The sequence below is a fragment of the Priestia sp. J2 genome, from assembly GCF_020790095.1.
Taxonomy (GTDB): Bacteria; Bacillota; Bacilli; order Bacillales; family Bacillaceae_H; genus Priestia; species Priestia zanthoxyli.
Genome location: NZ_CP086208.1, coordinates 3,671,541 through 3,694,485, shown reverse-complemented (window position 1 = coordinate 3,694,485; position 22,945 = coordinate 3,671,541). Strand labels below are relative to the sequence as shown.

Genomic DNA, 22,945 nt, shown 5'->3' with positions numbered 1-22,945 from the left:
GAGACCATCATTTAGTTTTACTTTTTTTAAAAAAAAACCAAACTATTTTTCTACTCATTCCGTCTACCTTATAGATGTACTTCAGCAAGAGAAAATAGAAGGGGTATGAAAGACAATGAAAAAACACGATGCACATCAGATGCTCGTAGCATGCATAACCGAGCACAAAGCAGATTTTTACCGGCTTGCTTTTAGCTATGTAAAAAATCAAGAAGATGCGCTTGATATTGTGCAAGAATCGATTAAAAAAGCACTCATTTCAATAGACAGTATCAAAGATATTCAATCGATTAAAAGCTGGCTTTATAAAATTGTTGTACGAACGGCAATCGATTTCCTGCGTAAGCATAAACGTTTAACGCTTATGGGCGATGAAGAGCTTGAGTATCTGAGCAGCGGACGTGAAGATCAGTATGAAGATATTGATTTAAAGCAAGCAATGGATCAGCTGCCGGTTAAATATAAGACCATTATTATTCTGCGGTTTTTCGAAGATTTAAAAATGGACGAAATTGCGGAAATCATTGAGGAAAATTTAAATACAGTAAAGACAAGGCTATACAGAGCGTTGAACCTGTTGCGGATTACGATGACGGAGGAGGACTTAGAACAATGAATGAAAAAATAGAAAAGTTAAAGAAGCAGTATCATGACATTCCTATTCCAGACGAATTAGATGGTGTTGTTGCACAGGCACTTTTTTCACACCCTCGTAAAAAGAAATTCTATATTTGGCCGAGCTCGATTGCGGCAGCAGCGATGATTTTTATCACAACGGTGAATGTAAGTCCAGATGCGGCAAATGCAATGGCAAAAATTCCTGTACTGGGAAAAGTAGTAGAAGTAATTACATTTGAGGAACTAAAACAAGAAGAAAAGCATTCTCGTATTGACGTGAAAACACCATCGATTTCAGGCTTGGAAAACAAAGGTCTTCAAACAAACTTAAATGAAAAGTATATAAAAGAAAATGAACAGCTGTATGAACAGTTTAAAAAAGAGATGAAAACATTACGAAAAGAAGAGAAAGGAAACGTGGCTGTCAGCAGCGGCTATGATATTATGACGGATACTGATGATTTGCTTGTGGTTCATCGATATGTGGAAGAATCGAGAGCTTCAACGTCGAGCGTTAATCAGTACGACACGATTGATAAAAAACACGAAGTGCTCGTTACGCTTCCAAGTTTGTTCAAAGATAAAAGCTATATAAAGGTCATTAGTGAAAATATTAAACAGCAAATGAAAGATCAAATGAAGCATGAAGAAGGCAAAATCTATTGGCTGACTGAAGAAGATATGGATCCTTTTAAAGAGATTGCTGAAAATCAAAGCTTCTACATTACAAAAGATCACAAGCTTAGAATTGTATTTGATAAATACAAAGTCGCTCCAGGATATATGGGAAACATTGAGTTTGAAATTCCAACGGACGTTATTTCAAACCTTCTAGTTGGTAAACGGTATATTCATTAAAAACCAGGCGTGAACACTGAACGTTCACGCCTGGTTTTTACATAAAGAAACGTTTAAATTTATTTTTATGCAAAATAAGTTGAAATATATAAGCAATCATGTATAATATTCTGTATATATTTTCATTCTTTTTATTTATAAAGTCTTAGGGACAAATGATGTGAACGGTTGCATTTCTAGAGAGGAAGTGAAGAGGTGAAACGCACGTTAAATCAAGATACGATTAAAGATGCCATGCTGTTTAATCAGCTTGTGATGCAAGTAAGCAAAGCTCTTTGGAAGTCTACTGAAAAGGATTGGGAACAGTGGGTTAAGCCGTACGATCTGAGCATTAATGAGCATCACATTTTAGGGATTGCTTATCAGCTGGAAATTGCGTCGATGACCGACATTTCAAAGCTAGGCGTCATGCATTTATCCACAGCTTTTAACTTTGCAAAAAAATTGCACCTGCGGGGCTATCTTACCCTTTCTAAAAATGAGAAAGATAAGCGGAATACATACGTGCAGCTCACAGAAGAAGGAAAAAAGATGTTTTTAAAAACGATCGAGGATTATAACCCTCTTGAAAATCCTTTGTTTCAAGGAGCGATGCCGCTGCGAGATGTTTATGGAGAGCTGCCTGACTTTGTTGAGCTGACGGCTCTGATTCGAAGCATATACGGAGATGATTTTGTCCAGTTCATCGAACGTTCTTCTCAAGAGCCCGCTAGCTTGAAAAAATAAAAAAGCCTTCTTGTGCAAGCTGAGAAGGCTTTTTTGCATATCAACTTTTTTCAGTTAACCGTTCAAGTTCTTCTGAGGAATGGGCCATCTTCTCAATCCGCAGAGATAGCTGCTTCATTGCGTCAGCGATTTTATCAAGCTCTTTTTTTGTTAGAACGGTTTGCTGTTTGTTCTCGGTTGTTATGCTAAGGACGTTCGTGAAAAAAGAAGTAATGTTGTTCATATTGTCAGCTGTATCTTTTGTTAATGTAGCGACTTCTCCACCTAACGCCGAAACGCTTTCGATTTGTTTTTGAATGTCTCCGATAAAAGTAGAAATATTAGAAATCGATTTCTTCGTTTCTTCTGCAAGCTTCCGTACTTCCTGTGCCACCACTGCAAATCCTTTTCCATGCTCACCTGCTCGAGCAGACTCAATCGAAGCGTTTAATGCCAATAAATTCGTTTGCTCCGCAATAGAAGTAACAATGGAAACAATTTGATGAATTTGCTGTGATGTATGTTCGAGCGTTTTCATTTTGTTTTGAATGAGCGACGTATTTTTTTGTATGCTTCCAAGCATGTTTTGTTCTTCTTTTAATTTTGCTTGACTCGTAACGGATTCCTTCTCAATGACTTCTGCTAGTTCAGAGCTTTTGTTTGCATAAGAAACGACGTCAGAAGACTGACTGTGCATTTGATTCATAAATTTCTTCGTTTCTTCAGATAACGAAGAAAGGATAGATGATGTACGAGAGATTTCTAGCTGAATTTTCTCTTTTTGAGTCTGAAGTCCAGCGCGCTGCTCGTCATATTCAAGCTCATAGGCTTTTAACACAATTTGCTGTTCTAGACTAATAAGTTTTGTCATACTTGCGATAAAAGCTAGACATTCTTCTTTTGATTCCATCGTACGTTCACATACTGAAAGAAGCGACGTAAATAAATTTTGGAATGCGCACAAATACCAGTTTGGCTCAAGTCCAATTTTAACGTGCATCTTGGAAATTTTTTGACGTTTTACCACAAAAGCGTCGTCTATTTGTCCATCAAACATTTCTAAGATGTGCTGTTTTAACGTTTGTTTTAATGCATGGACGCTGCTGTGCTTTTCGATAATCGCAACCAAATGAGCCTGTTCGCCAATAGCTTTATAAAAATCATTCACGATTTCTTCGATGGCGTTCAGCGCGTGAACTTGAAATCTGGCAATTCGTTCGAGATCCTCTGCTGTTAAGGAAATCATGTTAATCTGCTTTTTTATCATCGGATCCGATACATGAAGCTTTACAGTGATGGATTCGACAGCCGCGGCTTCGGCGTGCACGTTGTTTCGTTTAAACCAATTCATGTTTATCACCTTTATTTGCTAGAATAGTTGTTTTTCTCTTCTTCTTATATTTCGGCGTTTTACGTCCAAGAGTTGAGGCTGTTTAAAAAGATTGTTATCAAATTGTTATCTTCTATTAATTGAATTGTTATCCGCAGATGGTATGGTTGTACGGTGCTTAAAACATGATTCGGGGAGGAAACGAAATGAAAAAAATGCTATCGGCGCTTCTTGTAGGAGGAGCTTTATTTGCAAGTCCGGCAATGGGACATGCTGCGTTTGGCGACATGGTTTTAAAACAAGGGATGACAAATGATGATGTTGAACAAGTTAAAACGGTGTTAAAAGATAAAGGATTTTTAAAAGGCGAAGTATCGCGTTATTTTAATTATGAAACAAAAAAAGCGGTTATGGCTTTTCAAGAGAAACATAACCTAGAAGCAGATGGAATTGTTGGAGAGAATACATACAATGCATTAGGTAAAGGCGGCGTTGTAGAAGGCGAATCAGAAGTGAATACGGATAAAGTAATCAGCAAAGCAAAATCCTTAATGGGCACGCCGTACAAATGGGGCGGCACTACACCTTCAGGATTTGACTGCAGCGGATATCTTCAGTATGTATATAAAGAAAGCGTAGGCGTTGATATTCCAAGAACGGTTGAAGATATCTATAAAGCAGGTGAAAATGTAAGTGAACCGCAGGTAGGAGATCTTGTGTTCTTTGAAACGTACAAAGAAGGTCCTTCTCATGCAGGTATTTATCTTGGAGACGGAAAGTTTATTAACGCATCGTCTTCTAAAGGCGTTACAATTAGCGATAAAAATTCAAGCTATTGGAAAGAGCGCTATATAGGAGCAAAGCGTATTGCAGCCAACTGATTCTTCATTTAATAGATAAGAAAAGACAAAGCTTAGGAGCTTTGTCTTTTTTTGTTTGGGTTTCAATAGGTAGGAGGAAGTAGGGAATAATCCTATGCAAAACGGGCTGGTCATGTGCGTATTTGTATAACAATGTGATAAAAGTTCTGTCACCTTTATGATAAAGCTTGTATATATTGGTAAAGTAATCTCTTAAGTTACGTCAATGGTTGTAGGTAATTTGAAGGGAGAACCGTATAAAAAGGAGGAACAAAATTTATGTTTTTTTGTTGTTACCGTCGCTATGTAGAAAAGATAAAACACCTGTTGTTTTCAAATCGATTTGCTGAATTTATTCAGGAAAACACAAAGAAAGCGGTAGAAGAAGTCGTTTATTCTGACACGTTCAAAGAATACGTAATAAATATTATTAAAGAATCTCAAGAATCACCTTTTAAAGAAATTGCCGAGCAGTATATTGGAAAAGAAGTTGTGATTGAAACAACGGCTGGTCCACTAGAAGGTGTTGTGATATTTGTAGGAGATGATTATTTAGAATTAGTAGAGTCTCCAACATCAACAGTATTACTTCCATTTACAAGCATTGTTACTATTCAAAGCGCTTAAACGAAAGGAGAGAAAAGTATGTTTCAAGATGCATTAAGAGAAAATGTGGGTTCATTTGTGCAAATCATCACAGCTATCGACGTTATTAATGGAACACTGCTTGCTGTTACGGACGCAGCGGCTGTTGTGCGTACATCAAGCTCATATGGTGAGCCCACGGACGTAACCATCCCACTAGTAGCCATCACGTATGTTCGAATTTTCAGCGGAGTTGAGTGAGATTGAAAGTATCAGTCATTATTCCAGTCTGTAACGAAGAAGATTCATTATTACCTGTGCTTAAAGAAGCTCAAAAAATAAAGCCGTTAGAAATTATTGTCGTAGTAAATGGATCTAGTGATGCAACTAAGGCAATAGCCGAGGGTGCAGGGTGCCGCGTCATTTACTATGAAGAAGCTCTAGGTATTAATATTGGAAGAGCCATTGGGGCTAAAAAAGCAAAAGGAGATATTTTGCTTTTTTTGGACGGAGATATAGCGGTTTCTCATGAGGAGCTGATGAAATATACTCAAGCTATAGAAACCGGTCATGATATCGCTTTAAATAATCTAACATGGATTATGAAACGAAAGGTGCGTCCTCATCCTGTTTCTGTTGCCAAATATATGCTGAACTTGTGCTTACAGCGTGAAGATTTATCTGTTCAAGCCTTAACAGCTATTCCTCATGCCATCAAAAAAACATCAGCAGCTAAAATCGGATACGAAAACTTAGCTCATCCACCCCTCGCTCATACGATTGCTCTTTTAAAAGGAATGTCAATTGTTGCACCGTGTTCTTCAGACGTTATTTATACAAACAAGATTCGAAACACTCATAAAACCATTCCTACCAATTCCCCTTTTCCTATTTCCACTAACTATATCATTGGAGATCACATTAAAGCGTTAGCTCATCTTATTGAAGAAAAAGGAATAAGAGGCGGACTAACAGACGGCAATCGAAACCGAGAAGTTGTTTCCGCTTATACACCAAGCGTGAAGCGGAAAGCAGGCGTTAAGTACAGTGCCGTTATTCCAGTAGGTGAAGAAAAAGAAACGATTGCAAGCGTGATCCAAGAAGTGAAAAAAGCAGGAGTGGAAGAAATCATCGTGGTTGCTAACGGAGCCGATGAAGTGACGGTTAAGCGAGCAATTGAAGCGGGTGCTACTGTTCTTCATTACAAGCAGCGGCTTGGACATAATGTACCTCGAGCAATCGGTGCCATGTACAGCAGCGGTGAAGTTTGCTTGTTCGTAGATGGGGATATCGTCATTTCTGCAGAAAATTTACGTCCGTATCTAGAAGCAGCTGATCAAGGAATTGATGTAGCGCTTAATAATTTAGAGTGTCTGCTGGATGAAGTGCATCCTATTCACTCTGTAAGTGCGGCGAAATATTTTCTTAATATCATTTGCAAACGTCCCGATTTGACAATCAATACAACGACGGCGATTCCGCATGCAATTAAACGGGATGTAATGGAGAAAGTTGGCTACGAATCTCTTATTATTCCACCTTTATTTCAATTAAAAAGTATTATGTACGGCTTTATGGTTCAGCCCGTTCATTTTGTTGATGTGGCGCGAACGAACCGGATTCGAAAGGAGCACATGAAAGTCAAAGGTTTGGCGGCATCAACGCAGCGCATTCTAGGAGATTATGTTGAGGCCCTTGCATACTATATTAGCCAAACAAGTGAAAGAGGCGAGTTTCTTCCGGACATACGAAGACATGATATCTTGTTTGAGGTGTTGAAGAATGAATAAAAAAGTTGCTGTTATTGGTCTTGGCTATGTTGGATTGCCGCTTGCTCTTTTATTTGCAAAGAAAAACTATAGCGTCGTTGGTCTTGATATTGACGCACGAAAAATTGAGGCGCTAAAACAAGGGAAAAGCTATATTCCAGATGTGCATAGTGATGTGATTCAAAGCGAGAAAAATTTTGAAGCATATGAGTTACAAAAAGGTATCTCTGCATTTCAAGCATGCGATTATGTAGTTGTGACCGTGCCAACTCCTATTACAGAAAATCATAACCCCGATCTAGGACCAGTCATTAGCGCATCTGCATTCTTAAAAGAACAGATGGTAAAAGGGCAAACCGTTATTTATGAAAGCTCTACTTACCCAGGCACGCTTGAAGAAGTTGTGTTGCCTATTTTGAAAGATTCCAACTTACAGGCAGGTAAAGATTTTTATCTAGCTTATTCTCCAGAACGAGTTGATCCGGCAAACAAATCATACGATATTGAGCATATTCCAAAAGTAATTAGCGGCTACAGCAAAGACTGCCTTCATCACGTGCAGACGTTTTATGAAAGTATTTTTCAACAGGTGGTGCCTGTTTCTTCTCCAAAAGTAGCAGAAATGTGCAAACTGTTTGAAAACATTCAGCGCCTGGTCAATATTTCGTTGGTGAACGAAACAAACGAGCTGTGTGAGGAATTAGGAATAGACTTTTATGAGGTCTTACAAGCTGCATCTACTAAGCCATTTGGATTCACTCCTTATTATCCAGGTCCTGGAATTGGAGGACACTGCATACCCGTTGATCCGCTTTATTTCCTATGGAAACTAAAGCAAAATGGCTTAACGAGCGAACTTATTGAAGCCGCTCATCATATTAATGAAGAAATGCCAAATAAAGTGATTAGACGTGTTGAAAAGCAGCTGGCAGCAAATGAGAAACGAGTGTTTGTTGTAGGCATGGCGTATAAAAAAGATGTAAATGATATGCGTGAATCGCCGGCGCTGACGGTATGTGAAGGTCTTTTAGCAAAAGGATATGAGCTGACGTATCATGACCCTTATATTGACTCCGCTATATTAAATAAGCAAACGTATTTTTCTGTACCGCTGACAAAAGAAGAAGTTGAAAAAAGCGATATTGTACTTGTATTAACCGATCACAGTCAAATCGATTGGTCAATTGTAAAATACGCAAAAAAAGTTGTGGATACAAGAGGTATTTTAAATGAATGAAACCGCTGAATTGTTCAGTGGTTCTTTTTTTAGGGGGGATATCAATGAAAACTCTTTCTGTCGTTCTGCCCGTTTACAATGAAGAAGAAATGTTAAAAAACGTGCTTAAACAAATTAAAAAAGTGAACGTGCTTGAGATTATCGTAGTTGCAAACGGCTGTACCGATGCTTCAGTTAAAATAGCGAAAGAAGAGGGATGTACGGTAAAAGTAGTAGAAAAACGCCTTTCTCCACATGAAGCGAGAATGGAAGGGGCAAAGGCTGCTAAAGGAGATGCCGTCTTATTTGTAGACGGCGATATTATTCTTTCGGCTTCCGAGCTTGAGCGTTTTGTTCAGCCGCTGTTATTTGAACATAGCGATGTGGTGCTAAACAAGTGGGAAAAAACAAAGATGAATGCTTTTAACCGCAGCGAGCTGACGTGGAGTACGGTTCTGCATCATGCACTTGGAAAGCCTCATCGTGCCAACGCTTGTTTAAAAGCGCCTTACGGTGTGCTAGTAAGCGTATTAAAGAACCACTGGGAGTTGCCGCCTCTTTCTTTATTTGTGACGTTCTTAACACAGTATCGTGTAAGCTCGCATATTACGATCGAAACGCAGGGAAAGGGAAGCTTTCGTCCGTTTGATCGGCCGCTGCGTAGCAGAGAACGAATTCAATCCTACCAGCAGCTTCTTCAAACATACTATACGCTTGCGTCAAATCGTAAAAGGCGAGTGGATATGCTCGCACAGCCTCTTCCAGTTGTGGAGCACGGCTGGGGGAAATTATCTTCTTTTTATGGAGGCAAACAGCTGTCTGTTATTGTTCCGGTTTGCAACGAAGAAGGAACAATCAAACAAGTGATTGCAGAAGCAAGAAAACTTGAACCGTTAGAAATTATTGTTGTGATTAACGGCTCTACGGATCAGTCGGAGAAGTATGCCAAAGAACAGGGTGTTAAAACTATTGTTTACGATGAGCGGTTAGGGCATGATTGCGGAAGAGCTGCAGGAGCACTTGCAGCAACGGGAGATATTCTTCTCTTCATAGACGGGGACTTTGTTCTTTCAGCTCAGGAGTTGTATCCGTTTGCTGCAGCGGTAGCGAGCGGTGTCGATGTAGCTTTAAACATATGTGAAGATGAAGAAAAGCTCACGCATGTGGTCCAGGGGTGGAAGTACGTGTTGAACGAGACAATAGGAAGAAAAGATTTATTAATGAGCTCCATGACAGCTGTTCCTCATGCCATAAGCAGAGAGTGCCTCGAGAAAATTGAGCCCGAATCTCTTGCTGTACCGCCTTTTGCCCAAGTAAAAGCCATAGTAGGGGGTTTCCATGTGCAGGCCGTTCACCATGTTGATGTAAATAAATTTAACAGATTTCGATATTCTGAACACTTATCATTAAAGAGCCATTCTGCTACGGCAGAACTCATTATTCAGGATCATATTTTTGCATTTCTATCGTATCTTCAGCGTGACTGAGCAGGAAGCATGGTCTTATTTTCAAAAAAAATGTTTAAAATGAGGTAAAGAAATTTGCTGATATCTTGTTTTTCTGTTCTAACCTCTTGAATTTGTTCACAGTTGTAACTAAAATTGTTACATGTGCAGACAAAAGTAAAAAAGGAGGAAAAGAAATGAAAAGCTATCAGCTTGGAACGTTTTTACTTCGTCTTATGTTAGGACTAACGTTTTTTATTCATGGACTTGGCAAATTTCAAAGCGGTATTGATAATACGGTCGGTTTTTTCCACAGCATGGGGATTCCCGCGTTTTTCGCTTACGCAGTTGCTGTTATTGAATTCGTAGGAGGAGCTGCTATGATTCTTGGGTTTCAAACGCGCTTAATAGGTGTTCTGTTTGCGATCGTGATGATTGGCGCTATTTTTACAGCGAAAAGCGGTGCTGGTTTTACAGGCGGCTATGAGCTTGAGATTGCCCTTTTTGTCGTTTCGCTTCATGTGATTCTAGCAGGAAGCGGCGCGTACGCGTTAGACAACCGATTACAAAAGCCAGAAGAACATTATTCTTAAAAAGGGTAGGCGCTATGCGCCTACCCTTTTTTGTAAAATATATCCTTCTATCGATTCATTTTTACTAAAATATACAGCTATCATTTTTAAGGAAATTCGTATATATGGTACTATTTGGTCATAGATGACTACATAGTCAGTCTATTTGAACGATACGGGGAGGTTTTAACATGAAAACCGAAAGAGAAAACGGAATTGTCCGTCAAGTGAATACGATTCAATCAAAAGAAGAGCGCTTTAATCCTTTTTCATGGTATGAAGAGATGAGAAACAGCGCGCCTGTGCAATGGGACGAAGAAAGGCAGGTATGGGATGTTTTTCACTATGCTGGAGTCAAAGAAGTGCTAGAACAAAAGAATATTTTTTCTTCTGATCGAAGACCTCCACAAAACCAAAGACAAACTGCTCTAGGAACGAGCCTAATTAATATTGATCCGCCTAAGCATGCTGAAATGAGAGCGCTTGTTAATAAAGCTTTTACGCCTAAAGCAATGAAAGCATGGGAGCCTAAAATTGCGCGTATTACACACGAATTATTACAAGAAGTTGAGCATCTTGAAGATATTGATATAGTCGAGCATCTTTCCTATCCGCTTCCGGTTATGGTAATTGCCGATATTTTAGGCGTGCCGATAGAAGATCAGCGTCAGTTTAAAGATTGGTCGGATATTATCGTAGCGGGTCCGTCGAATAATGAACGCGAAACGCTCGAAAAATTGCAGCAAGATAAAATGAAAGCAAATGATGAGCTCGAAACTTATTTTTATAAAATCATTGAAGAAAAACGCACGCATCCAGGGGATGATATTATCTCCGTGCTTCTTCAGGCAAAAGAAGAAGGGAAGCAGCTAACGGATGAAGAAATCGTCGGGTTTTCCATTTTGCTGCTGATTGCAGGCAACGAAACAACCACGAACTTAATTTCAAATACGATTTATTGTTTAATGGAAGATAAAGCTTCTTTTGAACGACTCAAACGAGAAAAAGAACTTTTACCTTCTGCGATTGAAGAAGTTCTTCGCTATCGTTCACCCGTTCAGGCTCTTCACCGAATCGTAAAAAAAGATGTGGTTCTTGCAGGGAAGAAATTAAAAGCGGGCGAACACGTCGTTCCATGGATGGGATCCGCGCACCGAGATGCGCAGTATTTTGAAGACCCGGATGTATTTCAAATCGATCGAAAGCCAAATATCCATATGGCATTTGGAAGAGGGATTCATTTTTGCTTAGGAGCACCGCTTGCTCGAATAGAAGCAAAAGTTATGCTGGCTGAACTGATTGACCGCTATCCGCATATGGACTGGAGCCCGGCATTTGAGTTAAAGCCGATTGAAAGCACGTTTGTGTACGGGTTAGAAGAATTATTGATTCGTAAACATGTATAAAAAAAGCACGCTTTGCGTGCTTTTTACTCTTTCTCTGCCTGAATTCTCGCTTCAGCAATTTTATCCGTATGATCATATCCCCATTTAAACATCAGCTCGATAATAGGAATGAGAGTTTCTCCAAAAGGCGTTAAATAATATTCTACTTTAGGCGGAACTTGTTTGTAGACTTCGCGGTGGATAATTCCGTCGCGCTCAAGTTCGCGAAGCTGCAGCGTGAGCATTCGCTGCGTCACGCCTGGAATGAGTCTGCGCAGTTCATTAAAGCGCCGGCGTTCCTTCGATAATTGATATAAAATGACGCTTTTCCATTTGCCTCCGACTACATCAACGGCTGCTTCCACAGGGCAAGAATAGCCGTGAGGCTCCCATTTTGTTAAGTCGTATTTCATAGTGATTACTCCTTTTATCCGTGAGTCCAGCTGAATTTGTGCTGTCTATACTATAGCACGTCTTATTTGATAAAAACATGGAAATGATTCATGGAATTATTGACGGAAAATTAAAAAAGTAATGGAAATAATTATGAGTTTGTTGTATGATGAAACTATGAAAATAACTTTTCTATTAAAAAGCGAAATATTTTGAAAGCGCTTTATTTATAAAGGACGACAGGGGAAAGGGCGGAGGAACGATGAAAAGATTTATCAAAGTAGAAAAAAGAAATCACGTGGCGGTTGTACGAATGAATCAGTCGATGCTTAATCGTTTGAACAGTGAAGTTATGTATGAGCTGCAAGAAACGATGAATGAGCTGCAGCACGATGCGTCGGTTGGATCTATTGTATTTATGGGAGAGTACTATAAAATGAACGGCGATCATAGAACAACTTCTTTCCTGCGTGAAGAAACAGGAAGGCTTTATCAGCCGATTCATGCAGTAACAGCTCGAGCGATTTTTCAGCGCATTTCATGCAGCTCCAAACAAACGATTGCGCTTCTTACAAACTTTACGTTTGGCGGAGGGTATGAGTTAGCTTTAGCATGCGACGTACGAATTGCAGAAGAACCTGTGCAGCTGAAGTTAACAAACGGTATGACCGTTAGTGCGCAAGAAGCATGCAACATGGGTAAAGTGCAGCATATTGTGCAAAAAGGGAAAGGATTAGAATATTCACTTGCGCTCAATGCATTAGAAAAGGAAGCTTAAAAAGCGCTTTCACTTTATTTCCTATAAAGTGAAAGCGTTTTTATTTTATTTCATTGGCAAAATGGTATTGAAAATTCTGAAAAAAGGAGTAGAATGATAACAAATCTACTTATTTTAAATAAGCAAAGGAGCTGGTATCAATGCCATTCATTTTTAAAGAAGCGGTAGTCGGATTGTTTACAGCGGCAGCAGCAGGTTTACTGGCGTTTCAAGGAGTAGAAGTGGTGACAGCCATCATTCATATGCTAACTTTTTGGAAACAGTAATAGCTAATAAGTAGAGGAACAACTTATAAAGATAAGGGGCTTGAGACTTTCTCAGCCCTTTTTGTTGTGGAGCTCATTATTTTTCAGTATACTAACGGTGGAAATTAAGACATAATATGGTTACATAGCAGGGATTTACGAACTTAGTAGGGAAGTATGTAGACTCTGAAAAAATAAACAATGATCGCTTTTACCCGGTAACAAGTTTTGTTATCGGGTAACGTGTGTAAGGGGTGTGGATAAGTGAAAGATAAAAATTTAACAGAAGAACAGCAGCGAGTTGATTGGGTAGTCGAAGAAATCAGCCAAAAAGCTGAAAAAATAGGCAAAAGCGTAGGAAGCGTAAAAGGCGAAATTGTCGATTTGCGAAGCACGTTTTGGGACGATGTCACGGTTAATATGGATGAGCCGGATGACGTGATTGAGACATTTACGAGCATTAAGCAGCAGGCAGAACTTTTAGCTGAACGTGAAATTACCCATAGACAAGCGTATGATCAATTAAAAACATTAAAAAAGCTAACGCAATCCCCTTATTTTGGACGTTTTGATTTTATAGAGAATGGTGAAAAAGAAGCGGAAGCTATTTATGTGGGCGTGGGCTCTTTAATGGATCAAAAAGATGAAGAGTTTTTAATTTATGATTGGCGTGCGCCTATTTCGAGTCTTTATTATGATTATTCACCGGGAAAAGCGCAGTACGAAACGCCAGGTGAAGCGATAAAAGGCGAGATGAAGCTAAAGCGTCAGTTTATTATCGAAAATAGCGTAATTAAAAGCATGTTTGATACAGGAATTACCATTCGAGACGAGCTGCTTCAAGAAGTGCTCGGACACAACGCAAGCAGTCAAATGAAAAGTATTGTAGCGACCATTCAAAAAGAACAAAACCAAATTATTCGAAATGAAAAAAATAAAGTGCTGATCGTCCAAGGAGTAGCAGGGAGCGGTAAAACGTCTGCAGCTCTTCAGCGGGTGGCTTATCTTCTCTATCATCACCGAAAGCAGCTGACTGCAGAAAACATGATGCTGTTTTCGCCAAATCCGCTTTTTAACAGCTACGTCTCAACTGTTCTTCCGGAGCTTGGAGAAGACAATATGAAACAAACAACGTTTCAGCAATATGCCGACGGACGGTTAGGAAACGAGTTTGACGTGGAGGATTTGTTCGTTCAAATTGAATATTTATTAACGGAAAAAGATGCTGCGGTAAAAAAACAAAAAATGCAGGAAATCCGCTACAAAGCAAGCCGTGAATTTAAAAAGCAGGTAGATGCGTATATCGAAGAGCTGTCTACTAAAGACATCATTTTTAAAAATATTAAGTTTCGCGGCGAAATCGTGTTATCTGCTCGGCGTTTGTTATCTTATTTCTATTCGCTTGATACGGGAATTTCCATTCCTAACAGAATGCAGCTCGTAGCCGAGTGGGCGCTTAAGCTCATCAACCAGCTTGAAAAACTTGAACGTAAAAAAGATTGGGTTCAAGAAGAAATTCAGCTTTTAGAAAAAGAAGATTATGTCGAGGCCTATCAGCATCTGCAGAAAAAGGAAGGCTATACGGAAAGTTCATTTGATGACTTTGACCGTGAACAAGCGTATTTAGCTAAAGCCGTTGTAGCTAAGAAAATGAAATTTATTAAGCAGGCCATCAAACAGCTTAAATTTATCGATATTCGCCGTATCTATATGCAGCTGTTTGAAAGACATCACCTTTTTTCCCACGTAGAAGGGTGGGACGAAACAGCTAAAAACACGGTGGAAAGAGTTATGAACATGAAGCTGTCTTATGAAGATGTAACGCCTTACTTGTATATAAAAGATCAAATTGAAGGGCGAAAAGCCAATCCTGTCATTCGCTATTTGTTTATTGATGAAGCACAAGATTATTCACCGTTTCAGCTAGCGTTTTTAAAAGAGCTGTTTCCGCATGCTAGAATGACGCTGCTTGGAGACTTGAATCAAGCGATTTATGCGCACGCCTTGAACGCACCGACCATTCTTTCAAGCGAACTGTACGAAGAGAAAGAAGCAGAAACGCTGACTCTTACAAGAAGCTATCGATCAACGCGTCAAATTGTCGAGTTTTCAAGGGATATGGTGGCAAACGGCCATTTAATCGATCCGTTTAATCGAGACGGAGCGAAGCCGACTGTGACGGCTGCAGGTAACGTCAAAGATCTGCATGAGGCAATTATACACAAAATTAATGAATTGAAGCAGCAAAACTATAAAACAATTGCTGTGATTGCCAAAACTGCTGAAGAAAGCCGAGAAGCATTCCAAGCACTGCCTGATTCGATGTCTGCAAGGCTGCTGACAAAAGAAACAAGTTCATTTGAAAAAGGCATGCTTGTCCTGCCAGCCTACTTAGCAAAAGGAATTGAGTTTGATGCAGTCATCATTTACAATGCCTCGAGTGAATGTTATCAGGATAAATATGAGAGAAATTTATTTTATACAGCATGCACAAGAGCGATGCATGAGCTCCACCTGTTCTCACTTGGTGAAATTAGCCCGTTTATATCAAATAAAGAAACTTATGAATACAACGGTAAATAAACAGAGAACGGTCAGTGTCTTGAGTGTCTGAAATAGTAGTACGAAAAACCGAGGGTGAAATCGCAAAGGTTTTACCCTCGATTTTTTATTTATATGGATTCAGCTCCTGTTCATTGCCAAAATAAAAATTGTTTGATTAAGTTTCCACTACTATAAAACGAATTAGAAAGACAGTGAAAGGAGGATTTTTATATCCAATATTTACGAATAAATGTATTACTCACCTCTTTGATAAGTTTATTTTTCTCGGGTATTATTCTTTTTTCTTATAAGTTATTTGCTGCAGGAATGTTGCCCATCATAGGCTTGCTTTTTATCTACGCTTTAACCTCTAAATATCGTTCAACTGTTTCTCTGTTTCTATTCTTTTTAGTAGGGACATGTATGTTTCAAGTAGGAAGCAATTATTTCATTGAATGGGATCTATCTAAAGAGATGAAAATCATTGTAAACAGAGTTTTACTTTTGTTTATCATAGGTGGACTATTGCTTTCAATTTTATTGTCCAAGCAAAAGGTATTTCTTTTTGCATCATTACCAGACTGGCAGAAACGTATAGTGATGCCACATCATTCAATTAAGCTAACGTATTTTTTACTGTTTGGTCTAATTGGTTCGGCTACAATTTTTGTACCTTTACTATTCGCTGAAGATATAAGCTATACAAAATCATTCGTCATATACGGTATAGTATTCTCAATCATAAACGCTATTTTAGAAGAGGTGCTTTGGAGAGGGATCATGTTGTCTCAATTAAAAAGTAATCTATCGACTTTTTACGCTGTTTTTATTACGAGTATTGGATTTGGTCTCTTGCACATATCAATAGGAATTCCTGTGGTAACAAGTTTACTTTTTTCTTTTGGTGGACTTTTCTATGCATTTGTCGTTTTAAAGACGAAAAGCATATACCCAGCCGTAGTTTTTCATTTTATTATTAATTTAGGCATGGTCTTTAACGGATGGATATTTTAGTATCTTGCACCAAAAAGCTCAGAGCTATATATCGCTCTGAGCTTTTTATGAGTTATTAGTGTTGTATATTACCTGAACTGTCTACAGTAGGTCGTCTTTTTTTATTGACTTTCAAAATGCAGCAAATACTTCACTAAATAAAGGCCTGAGTTTGTTTTTTCTTGAAGAGGAATGGTCAGGCATGTAACGTAATAATATCCTTTTGGAATATCATAGCTTAAAGTTTCAGATAGGACGCTTTTGATTTCAATCCCATCGCTTTCGACGTGAAAAGGAAGGCGAGTGGTCTTTTCAGCCTTTGATGCGTCTGGAGTTTCGTTTACCCACACTTCGACAATGGCTTTTGTGTTCGACACGGCTTCAAATGAAATAGCTTTATCGTCTGCGACATATCCTTTTTGAATATCTTCATCACTCCAGTCGTGATGGGGCTTTGGCTGTCCTTTTTGAAACAGCGTAAACTGATGATATGACATTGTTAGCTCTTGTTCTTTCCATTTTGTTTTCATGATTTCACCTCTTCAAAGTAAAGCTTGTTCAGCTATTATTGCACGATAAATTGTACGCGCGTACCATCTGGGTACTGTTCTAACTGATTTCCAACCCATGAGCCGGCTCCGCGGTTATCAGAAGGTGAAATATAGCGAATATCAGCTCCTGCTCCGCCTTCTTCGCACATAGCCATTGGCCATTCATCACGGTCATAGCCTGTTTTTGTTGGGTATCCTTTCAGCGATTCTTCTCGGTTTGCTTCAGCACCATCGCGATCAATTGTGCAAACGGAAGAGTGACCAGCAGTAATTGCGTCGCGAATATGATCGCCGGTTTCAGGATATCGGTCCAGTGGAAAATAAAGCGTTGCATCATAGTTTGCTTCGGCTTCCGTTTTTTCAGGAGCTAAAAACGCCGCATGTCCTATAAACCCTAAAACGCATGCAATGATAATGAATAGACTTGCCATTAATTTTTTCCCGTATGTACTCATCTCAAACCTCCAGTGTAGTCGTTTTTACAGCTTAACTATACTCTCAGATTGCTAAGTTTAGATTACAGGACAATAAATACGGTGTAAACAAGTATTAACAATTATGTAAAAATGATCATTTTGTCTTATCTGTAAGATTCAAAAGGCCTCAGAATATTCTAGGAGTTATACTTTACGGTGTGTACCTTACTTACGATTCAGTTTAAATGGAGTGTGAAGTGTCTAATTGTATGTCTATGGGTCCTAGGTGAAAAAAAAGAGTCAACTTCCTTTACTTGACATCATACCCTAATAGGTATAAAGTTGTGTGTACATTTACTTCTTGTGTAAGCTTAAAAGCAACAAACGCAATCATGCATGAGCGGAGGTAGTAGTATGATGGAATATGATAAGCAAGTTAAAAATCGGTTGAAACGTATTGAAGGTCAGTTAAAAGGCGTCTTAAATATGATGGAACAAGGAAAAGACTGCCGTGACATTGTGACACAGCTCTCAGCAGCCAGAAGCGCAATTGATCGCACGATGGGTGTTATTGTCAGCACAAACCTTGAACAATGCGTAAGAGAAAGCATTGAAAAAGGCGAGAACACGGAAAACTTAGTAAAAGAAGCAGTAGAGTTGTTAGTAAAAAGCAGATGAGACATTCGTTTCATCTGCTTTTTGTTTTTTCTGTACGCTGCTTAAAAGGATAAAAAGCGCTGTTCCTAAACACAATACGGATAGGAACAGCGGTTTTTTAGGTTTATCTCGTTTTAAGAACAGGAAAGATATATGAAGAGAAAGGAGGAGGGCAAGGTGAATGATGACAAAAAGTCACCAACATATAATCATACGGAAATTCATCATAAAATTGAGGCTTCTCCAAAAGCGCCGGGAATCAAAGCTGCTTTTCGCTTTAACCACGCTTCTTCTCCGTGGGTAAGAGGAATCAGCTCGGGCTTGTCTTCAAGTTTGCCGATTTTAATAGGAATTTTGTTTGATCATTTGCAGTACGGACTCATTGCAAGTATTGGCGGCTTTACATATTTGTATACAAAAGATGAACCTTACGCGCAGCGTGCCGTTAAGTTATTTTTAGCTTTGCTTGGCGTTACGCTGTGCTTTACGCTAGGCTCGTTATTTGCTGACGTGGAGTGGATGAAAACTATTTTATTTGGTGTGATTGGAGCCGTATCGGTTTATATCTTCGGAGCTTTAAAAATTCCGGGACCTTCCGCGATGTTTTTTGTCCTTTCATTTGCAGTGAGTACAAGCATTCCAGCTCCGAATTTACAGGCAGTTTTTTTGCATGCAGGTCTCGTTTTTTTAGGAGGAGCACTATCTTGGTGTATTAGCATGAGCGGCTGGCTTATTAATCCGCGCGGGCCTGAAACGGCCGCTGTGGCGAAAGCTTATAGGCAGCTAGCTTCATTTGTTGGATCACTTGGCACGGAATCGTTTCACGCTGAGCAGCACAAAACGGTTGTAGAGCTTCGAGCAGCGGAAACAGCAATGAAACAAGCGAAAATTAATCGGAAAAAATCATCGTTTTCTCACCGCCTGTTTTTATTAAACCAAAAAGCTGAAGGGCTGTTTATTTTTGTGATGGCCGCTGCGAATGATTTTAATCCGGCTGTTTCGAAAAAAGCACAAGCGGTAATTGAAACGTTCGCATCCGAAATGGCCACGTTAAAAAAACATAAAAAAATTCGAGACGTGCGAGAAGAAATTGAAGAGCTGTCCATCAAAGAAGAGCTGCGCACATTATTACTAGATGTAAACGACGTTCTTCAAATGAAGGAATTAAAAGAAACGGAGTATATTCAATTTTCACAAGGCAGCGTAAAAGCACGGTTAAAAGCTGCTTTTCACAAACGTTCGTATGTACTTAAAAACGCTTTGCGCTACGGAATTATTATGATTATCGCCGCAGCTGTTGCCTACACGACAGACATTCCAAGGTCTTACTGGATTCCTCTCACGTGTGCAGGAGTGATGCTTGGGGCAACCGTTCGTGCAACGGTTCAGCGAGGTATTCAACGCTCTGTCGGAACCATTTTAGGTATTTTAATTGGAACCGGGATTCTCATGCTTGAACCAACGGGAATTGTCATTGCGCTCATTGTCTTTGTGCTTCAGTCAACGATTGAAATTGTGATTGTTAAAAACTACGCGCTCGGTACGCTTTTTATCACACCGAATGCTCTTTTAATTGCTGAAAGCGGTCATCCGGACAAAGCGATTAGCTATTTTACGTCCGCTCGGGTGATTGATATTGTTATTGGTTCTGTTATTGGAGTGGTCGGTACGGTATTAGTTTTTAAACGAGCTTCTTCGCTTCGTCTGCCGTATTTACTTGGAGATGTCATTCGAAAAGAAGGACAATTTTTAGAAATGCTAAGCACTGAACAAGATGAAGAAAGAATTAAACAAGAAAGAAATAAGCTTCAAGGGGAACTAGTTAATCTTCGGGCGCTTTATGATAATGTGATTGGAGAATATTCTCAAACGGCCGTCAAGCTTGAAGGACTGTGGCCGGCAGTTGTCGCTACGCAGCAGTTAGGTTATATGCTTCTTGCGTCGTATGAAGGATATGAGCTGTCAGAAACGGAAAAGCGAGAGCTTCAAGAAACGTTTGCTCAGCTAGCCGCAGCAGCAGAGCAAAAGCGAGCGCCAAAGCTTTCAAGTGTTCCGACCCTGAAACGCTACCCCATTATTCAAGGGGAAATCACTGCTTTATATGAAAGTCTGCAGGTAGAAATATAAAAAGCACGGAACCAATGGGCTCCGTGCTTTTGCTTTTACATATCCACAACTTCACTTACCGTTTTATTTACATCGTCACGCGTCATTTTTTCTTTTCCTTTCATTAAGGCGTTTAACGTTCCATCGGCAAGCGCTAACGGAATTTTACAGAAATGAAGAATCGGAAGCGATTTGACATCTTCTAAATATTTCTTTCCTAGTGACAGATTGCGGCGAGCATAGGCAAACATATCTTCTCTGCTCCAGTTGTTAGGGAAGAAGCTGACTCCACGCTCTGAATCTTCCGAGGTATTGCGCAGAATATTTACAGACTGCAAGCCGCGTCCAAATGCAATGGCTAATTCTTTGTCTGTATCCGTGCCGTCATACCATTTCCAAATGTCGTTAAGCATCACGCCTACTAGACCAGCTACATAGAACGTATAGTCATCTAAATCCGCTTCATTTTGAATATGCCAGTCTTTTTCTACCCAATCGGCCATTCCTTTGGCCATAATAGAAGTTGCATCTAATACTTGATCTGCAACTCCAGTCGGACAAAGCGCAATCCAGTTGCCGAGCTGAAGCGTTACGTCAGGTAAATCAGCTTGATAAGGACCTACTAATGCCATGTAGTCGTCTTCGTTAAAAGACTTTTTTAACAGGTCACTAATGGCGTAAAGCAAGCGGCTTTTTACACCGGCTTCTAGCTCAGGGTGATCTTCAATTTCATCAATTGCCCTCATACATAAGTAAGCAGATCCTACTGCATCTTGCAATTCTGCCGGCAAGTGGCTAATTGGAATAAAAAATGTTCGGCTTGTCTCTTTTAACATCACCATTGCGTTGTCGCGTAATTTGTTGGGTACACTCATTGATAACTAGCTCCTTTTTACATATCCACATGTCAAATTAGTTTAAGTTTTCATCTTATATACTATAGTAACAAAAAATGAGCATTTAATGGAGTTTAAAGATTACTTATTAACGATATTGTCATTATTTTGTAGTATTTAAACAGAGATACTTGTATCATGCACAAGTTTACACTACGATAATACTCGTTCATTCTTCATTTTACAGACATAAAAAGTTTATTTTTAAGAAAATTGCCGTCATGCTAATGGGTTAGATGAACTTTTAAGAAAACCCTCAACAGTCGGGTATACATAATACATAGGAGAATACAGAGGTGAAGGTATGAAAATTTTAATTGTAGAAGACGATAGCAAAATATATGAATTAGTGAAAGAAAAATTCGAACAGTGGTCATTTGAAGTGGCTGGAGTAGAAGATTTTCAAAAGGTAATGGAAGTATTTATTGCAGAAAGCCCAGAATTGGTCATTTTAGACGTGAATTTACCTGTATATGACGGGTTTTACTGGTGTCAGCAAATACGTACAGTTTCAAAAACTCCTATCGTATTTCTGTCGTCTCGTGAACATCCAATGGACATTGTTATGGCAATGAATGTTGGGGCGGATGACTATATCCAAAAGCCGTTTAACTTGGATGTTCTTATTGCTAAAGTGCAGGCACTTCTGCGCAGAACGTATTCGTATGGAGACACGATTTCAGACGTTATCGAGTGGAACGGCGCGGTGCTAGACTTAAAAAAAGGAAGTTTGCATTATAACGATCGAGAAGTTCATTTAACGAAAAATGAATTTTTTATTTTACGGCTTCTTTTGGAAGAGCGAGGCAAGATTGTATCGCGAGAAGAGCTTATGCGAAGATTATGGGAAGATGAGAAATTTGTAAGTGACAATACGCTTTCAGTAAACATCACACGCATTCGTACCAAGCTGGAAGAAATCGGGCTGAATGATCAAATCGTGACCAAAAAAGGTCAAGGATATCTGGTGAATTAAAATGTGGAAAAGTTTTTTAAGAGAAAGGCTAAGCTGGATTCTATTCGTTCTTCTATGGCTGAGTGTAATCGATGCTCTGCTGCTTCTCGAGTATGATATTAAGGTATCGTCTACTTCGTTTTGGTACTTGAATCTTTTAACGCTGTGTATGCTAATTCTGTTTCTTTTATGGAGAGGAGTAAAAGAAAGAAGATTTATAAAAAGATTAAGTTTAATGCTGCAGAATGACGCGTACGATTTACAAGAAATGCATTCATACGTGCGAACGAAAGCAGATGAAGACATGCTGAGTCTGCTGCAGCGTATAGATCGTGTCTATCGCAGACAAACTCACGCTCTTCACGTACAGCAGCGAGAACAGCAGGAATATATAACGACGTGGGTTCATGAAATCAAAACGCCGCTTACTGCTATGAAGCTGCTTATTAACGCTCGTCGTACAGAGCTTTATAAATGGCCTTGGCTTAAGGATATTGAAGATGAATGGATGAAAATTGATGGGTTAGTAGATCAGAATTTATATGCCGCACGTCTGCGTCACTTAGAAAAAGATTACCAGGTGCAGGCAGTGTCGCTAAGCGAACTTGTTTTTCCAAACGTTGCGTATTTCTCGAAATGGTGTATTGAGAAAAGACTGCATATTGATGAAAAGAATCTAGATACGTTAGTGCACACTGACCCAAAGTGGATGCAGTTTGTTGTGAGGCAAGTGTTATCCAATGCAATTAAATATAGCCCTCTAGAAGGAAAGCTTTCTTTTTTTAGTGAAGAAACGCCGAAGTATGTGAAGTTATTTATCGTTGACCAAGGGGAGGGCATTCCACCACAAGACCTTCCGCGCGTATTTGAAAAAGGATTTACAGGAAATGTCGGAAGAAAATCGAAAGGAGCTACGGGGCTAGGGCTGTATTTTTCAAAAAAAATTACAGATGCTCTTGGCCATCGAATAGAGGTACATTCACTTTTACACGAAGGAACCACGGTAATTTTGACCTTCTACAAACCGAATTCTTTTGATAACCTTTCAAAAATGTAAGGTTGAAAGCC

At 39.3% G+C, this 22,945-nt stretch carries 24 protein-coding genes; 19 read left to right on the top strand and 5 right to left on the bottom strand.

Going from position 1 to position 22,945, the window contains the following annotated elements:
• Nucleotides 1-115: 115 nt before the first annotated feature.
• From LJY09_RS19185 to LJY09_RS19175, 3 genes are all read left to right on the top strand, one after another.
• Nucleotides 116-616 (top strand): RNA polymerase sigma factor SigV, encoded by a 501-nt coding sequence (locus LJY09_RS19185; protein WP_228307393.1) that lies wholly within the window; start codon nt 116-118, stop codon nt 614-616.
• Entirely contained in the window at nt 613-1,476 is an 864-nt protein-coding gene (locus tag LJY09_RS19180) for an anti-sigma-V factor RsiV (protein WP_098999632.1), read from the top strand. The genes LJY09_RS19185 and LJY09_RS19180 overlap by 4 nt, the downstream gene beginning before the upstream one ends.
• Before the next feature lie 195 nt (nt 1,477-1,671).
• Complete coding sequence (locus LJY09_RS19175) at nt 1,672-2,202, top strand: HTH-type transcriptional regulator Hpr (RefSeq protein WP_028415001.1); 531 nt, start codon at nt 1,672-1,674, stop codon at nt 2,200-2,202.
• Nucleotides 2,203-2,242: 40 nt separating this feature from the next.
• Here LJY09_RS19175 and LJY09_RS19170 read toward each other — a convergent pair whose 3' ends face one another.
• A complete protein-coding gene (locus LJY09_RS19170) occupies nt 2,243-3,532 on the bottom strand; it encodes a globin-coupled sensor protein (RefSeq protein ID WP_028415000.1) in 1,290 nt (429 codons plus the stop codon).
• Between the two features lie 185 nt (nt 3,533-3,717).
• On the opposite strand from LJY09_RS19170, the gene LJY09_RS19165 reads away from it, so the two are divergent.
• The 8 genes from LJY09_RS19165 (at nt 3,718) to LJY09_RS19130 (ending at nt 11,364) form a co-directional block, all read left to right on the top strand.
• Nucleotides 3,718-4,392: a C40 family peptidase gene (locus tag LJY09_RS19165; RefSeq protein ID WP_099331234.1), complete on the top strand. Its 675-nt coding sequence runs from the start codon at nt 3,718-3,720 to the stop codon at nt 4,390-4,392.
• 258 nt (nt 4,393-4,650) lie between these two features.
• Nucleotides 4,651-4,998 (top strand): DUF2642 domain-containing protein, encoded by a 348-nt coding sequence (locus tag LJY09_RS19160; protein ID WP_028414998.1) that lies wholly within the window; start codon nt 4,651-4,653, stop codon nt 4,996-4,998.
• An 18-nt stretch (nt 4,999-5,016) separates the two neighbouring features.
• A complete protein-coding gene (locus LJY09_RS19155; protein ID WP_014458685.1) occupies nt 5,017-5,217 on the top strand; it encodes a hypothetical protein in 201 nt (66 codons plus the stop codon).
• 2 nt (nt 5,218-5,219) lie between these two features.
• Nucleotides 5,220-6,746: a glycosyltransferase family 2 protein gene (locus LJY09_RS19150; RefSeq protein ID WP_099331233.1), complete on the top strand. Its 1,527-nt coding sequence runs from the start codon at nt 5,220-5,222 to the stop codon at nt 6,744-6,746.
• Entirely contained in the window at nt 6,739-7,962 is a 1,224-nt protein-coding gene (locus LJY09_RS19145; protein WP_042991958.1) for a nucleotide sugar dehydrogenase, read from the top strand. Before LJY09_RS19150 ends, LJY09_RS19145 begins: the two co-directional genes overlap by 8 nt.
• A 44-nt stretch (nt 7,963-8,006) precedes the next feature.
• Nucleotides 8,007-9,428 (top strand): glycosyltransferase family 2 protein, encoded by a 1,422-nt coding sequence (locus LJY09_RS19140; protein WP_228307392.1) that lies wholly within the window; start codon nt 8,007-8,009, stop codon nt 9,426-9,428.
• A gap of 155 nt (nt 9,429-9,583) precedes the next feature.
• Nucleotides 9,584-9,979 carry a DoxX family protein gene (locus tag LJY09_RS19135; RefSeq protein ID WP_028414994.1) on the top strand — a complete coding sequence of 132 codons (396 nt, stop codon included), beginning with the start codon at nt 9,584-9,586 and terminating at the stop codon, nt 9,977-9,979.
• 170 nt (nt 9,980-10,149) lie between these two features.
• Complete coding sequence (locus tag LJY09_RS19130) at nt 10,150-11,364, top strand: cytochrome P450 (protein WP_028414993.1); 1,215 nt, start codon at nt 10,150-10,152, stop codon at nt 11,362-11,364.
• 23 nt (nt 11,365-11,387) lie between these two features.
• On the opposite strand, the gene LJY09_RS19125 is transcribed toward LJY09_RS19130, so the two are convergent.
• Nucleotides 11,388-11,756, bottom strand: a complete 369-nt coding sequence (locus LJY09_RS19125) for a winged helix-turn-helix transcriptional regulator (RefSeq protein WP_013084552.1) — start codon at nt 11,754-11,756, stop codon at nt 11,388-11,390.
• A gap of 242 nt (nt 11,757-11,998) precedes the next feature.
• Between LJY09_RS19125 and LJY09_RS19120 the strand changes: the two genes are divergently transcribed.
• The 4 genes from LJY09_RS19120 (at nt 11,999) to LJY09_RS19110 (ending at nt 16,317) form a co-directional block, all read left to right on the top strand.
• The gene (locus LJY09_RS19120; RefSeq protein WP_108674280.1) at nt 11,999-12,514 is read left to right on the top strand and encodes an enoyl-CoA hydratase/isomerase family protein; all 516 of its coding nucleotides are present in this window, start codon (nt 11,999-12,001) and stop codon (nt 12,512-12,514) included.
• Nucleotides 12,515-12,654: 140 nt separating this feature from the next.
• Nucleotides 12,655-12,780 carry a hypothetical protein gene (locus tag LJY09_RS27735; RefSeq protein ID WP_014458690.1) on the top strand — a complete coding sequence of 42 codons (126 nt, stop codon included), beginning with the start codon at nt 12,655-12,657 and terminating at the stop codon, nt 12,778-12,780.
• Nucleotides 12,781-13,023: 243 nt separating this feature from the next.
• Nucleotides 13,024-15,342, top strand: coding sequence for an RNA polymerase recycling motor HelD (gene helD, locus LJY09_RS19115; RefSeq protein WP_228307391.1), 2,319 nt, complete (start codon nt 13,024-13,026; stop codon nt 15,340-15,342).
• Nucleotides 15,343-15,726: 384 nt separating this feature from the next.
• Nucleotides 15,727-16,317, top strand: coding sequence for a CPBP family intramembrane glutamic endopeptidase (locus tag LJY09_RS19110; protein WP_028414990.1), 591 nt, complete (start codon nt 15,727-15,729; stop codon nt 16,315-16,317).
• 101 nt (nt 16,318-16,418) lie between these two features.
• On the opposite strand, the gene comJ is transcribed toward LJY09_RS19110, so the two are convergent.
• Entirely contained in the window at nt 16,419-16,826 is a 408-nt protein-coding gene (gene comJ / locus LJY09_RS19105; protein ID WP_098113593.1) for a competence protein ComJ, read from the bottom strand.
• A 35-nt stretch (nt 16,827-16,861) separates the two neighbouring features.
• Entirely contained in the window at nt 16,862-17,302 is a 441-nt protein-coding gene (locus LJY09_RS19100) for a NucA/NucB deoxyribonuclease domain-containing protein (RefSeq protein ID WP_028414988.1), read from the bottom strand.
• Between the two features lie 378 nt (nt 17,303-17,680).
• Here LJY09_RS19100 and LJY09_RS19095 point away from each other — a divergent pair, with 378 nt between their 5' ends.
• Nucleotides 17,681-17,941 carry a metal-sensitive transcriptional regulator gene (locus LJY09_RS19095; RefSeq protein ID WP_013058561.1) on the top strand — a complete coding sequence of 87 codons (261 nt, stop codon included), beginning with the start codon at nt 17,681-17,683 and terminating at the stop codon, nt 17,939-17,941.
• 156 nt (nt 17,942-18,097) lie between these two features.
• Nucleotides 18,098-20,047, top strand: a complete 1,950-nt coding sequence (locus LJY09_RS19090; protein WP_155010492.1) for an FUSC family protein — start codon at nt 18,098-18,100, stop codon at nt 20,045-20,047.
• A gap of 35 nt (nt 20,048-20,082) precedes the next feature.
• Here LJY09_RS19090 and LJY09_RS19085 read toward each other — a convergent pair whose 3' ends face one another.
• Nucleotides 20,083-20,901 carry a squalene/phytoene synthase family protein gene (locus tag LJY09_RS19085; protein ID WP_028414986.1) on the bottom strand — a complete coding sequence of 273 codons (819 nt, stop codon included), beginning with the start codon at nt 20,899-20,901 and terminating at the stop codon, nt 20,083-20,085.
• A 325-nt stretch (nt 20,902-21,226) separates the two neighbouring features.
• Here LJY09_RS19085 and LJY09_RS19080 point away from each other — a divergent pair, with 325 nt between their 5' ends.
• Entirely contained in the window at nt 21,227-21,898 is a 672-nt protein-coding gene (locus LJY09_RS19080) for a response regulator transcription factor (RefSeq protein ID WP_028414985.1), read from the top strand.
• Between the two features lies 1 nt (nt 21,899).
• Nucleotides 21,900-22,934 carry a sensor histidine kinase gene (locus LJY09_RS19075; protein WP_154989849.1) on the top strand — a complete coding sequence of 345 codons (1,035 nt, stop codon included), beginning with the start codon at nt 21,900-21,902 and terminating at the stop codon, nt 22,932-22,934.
• Nucleotides 22,935-22,945 lie beyond the last annotated feature (11 nt).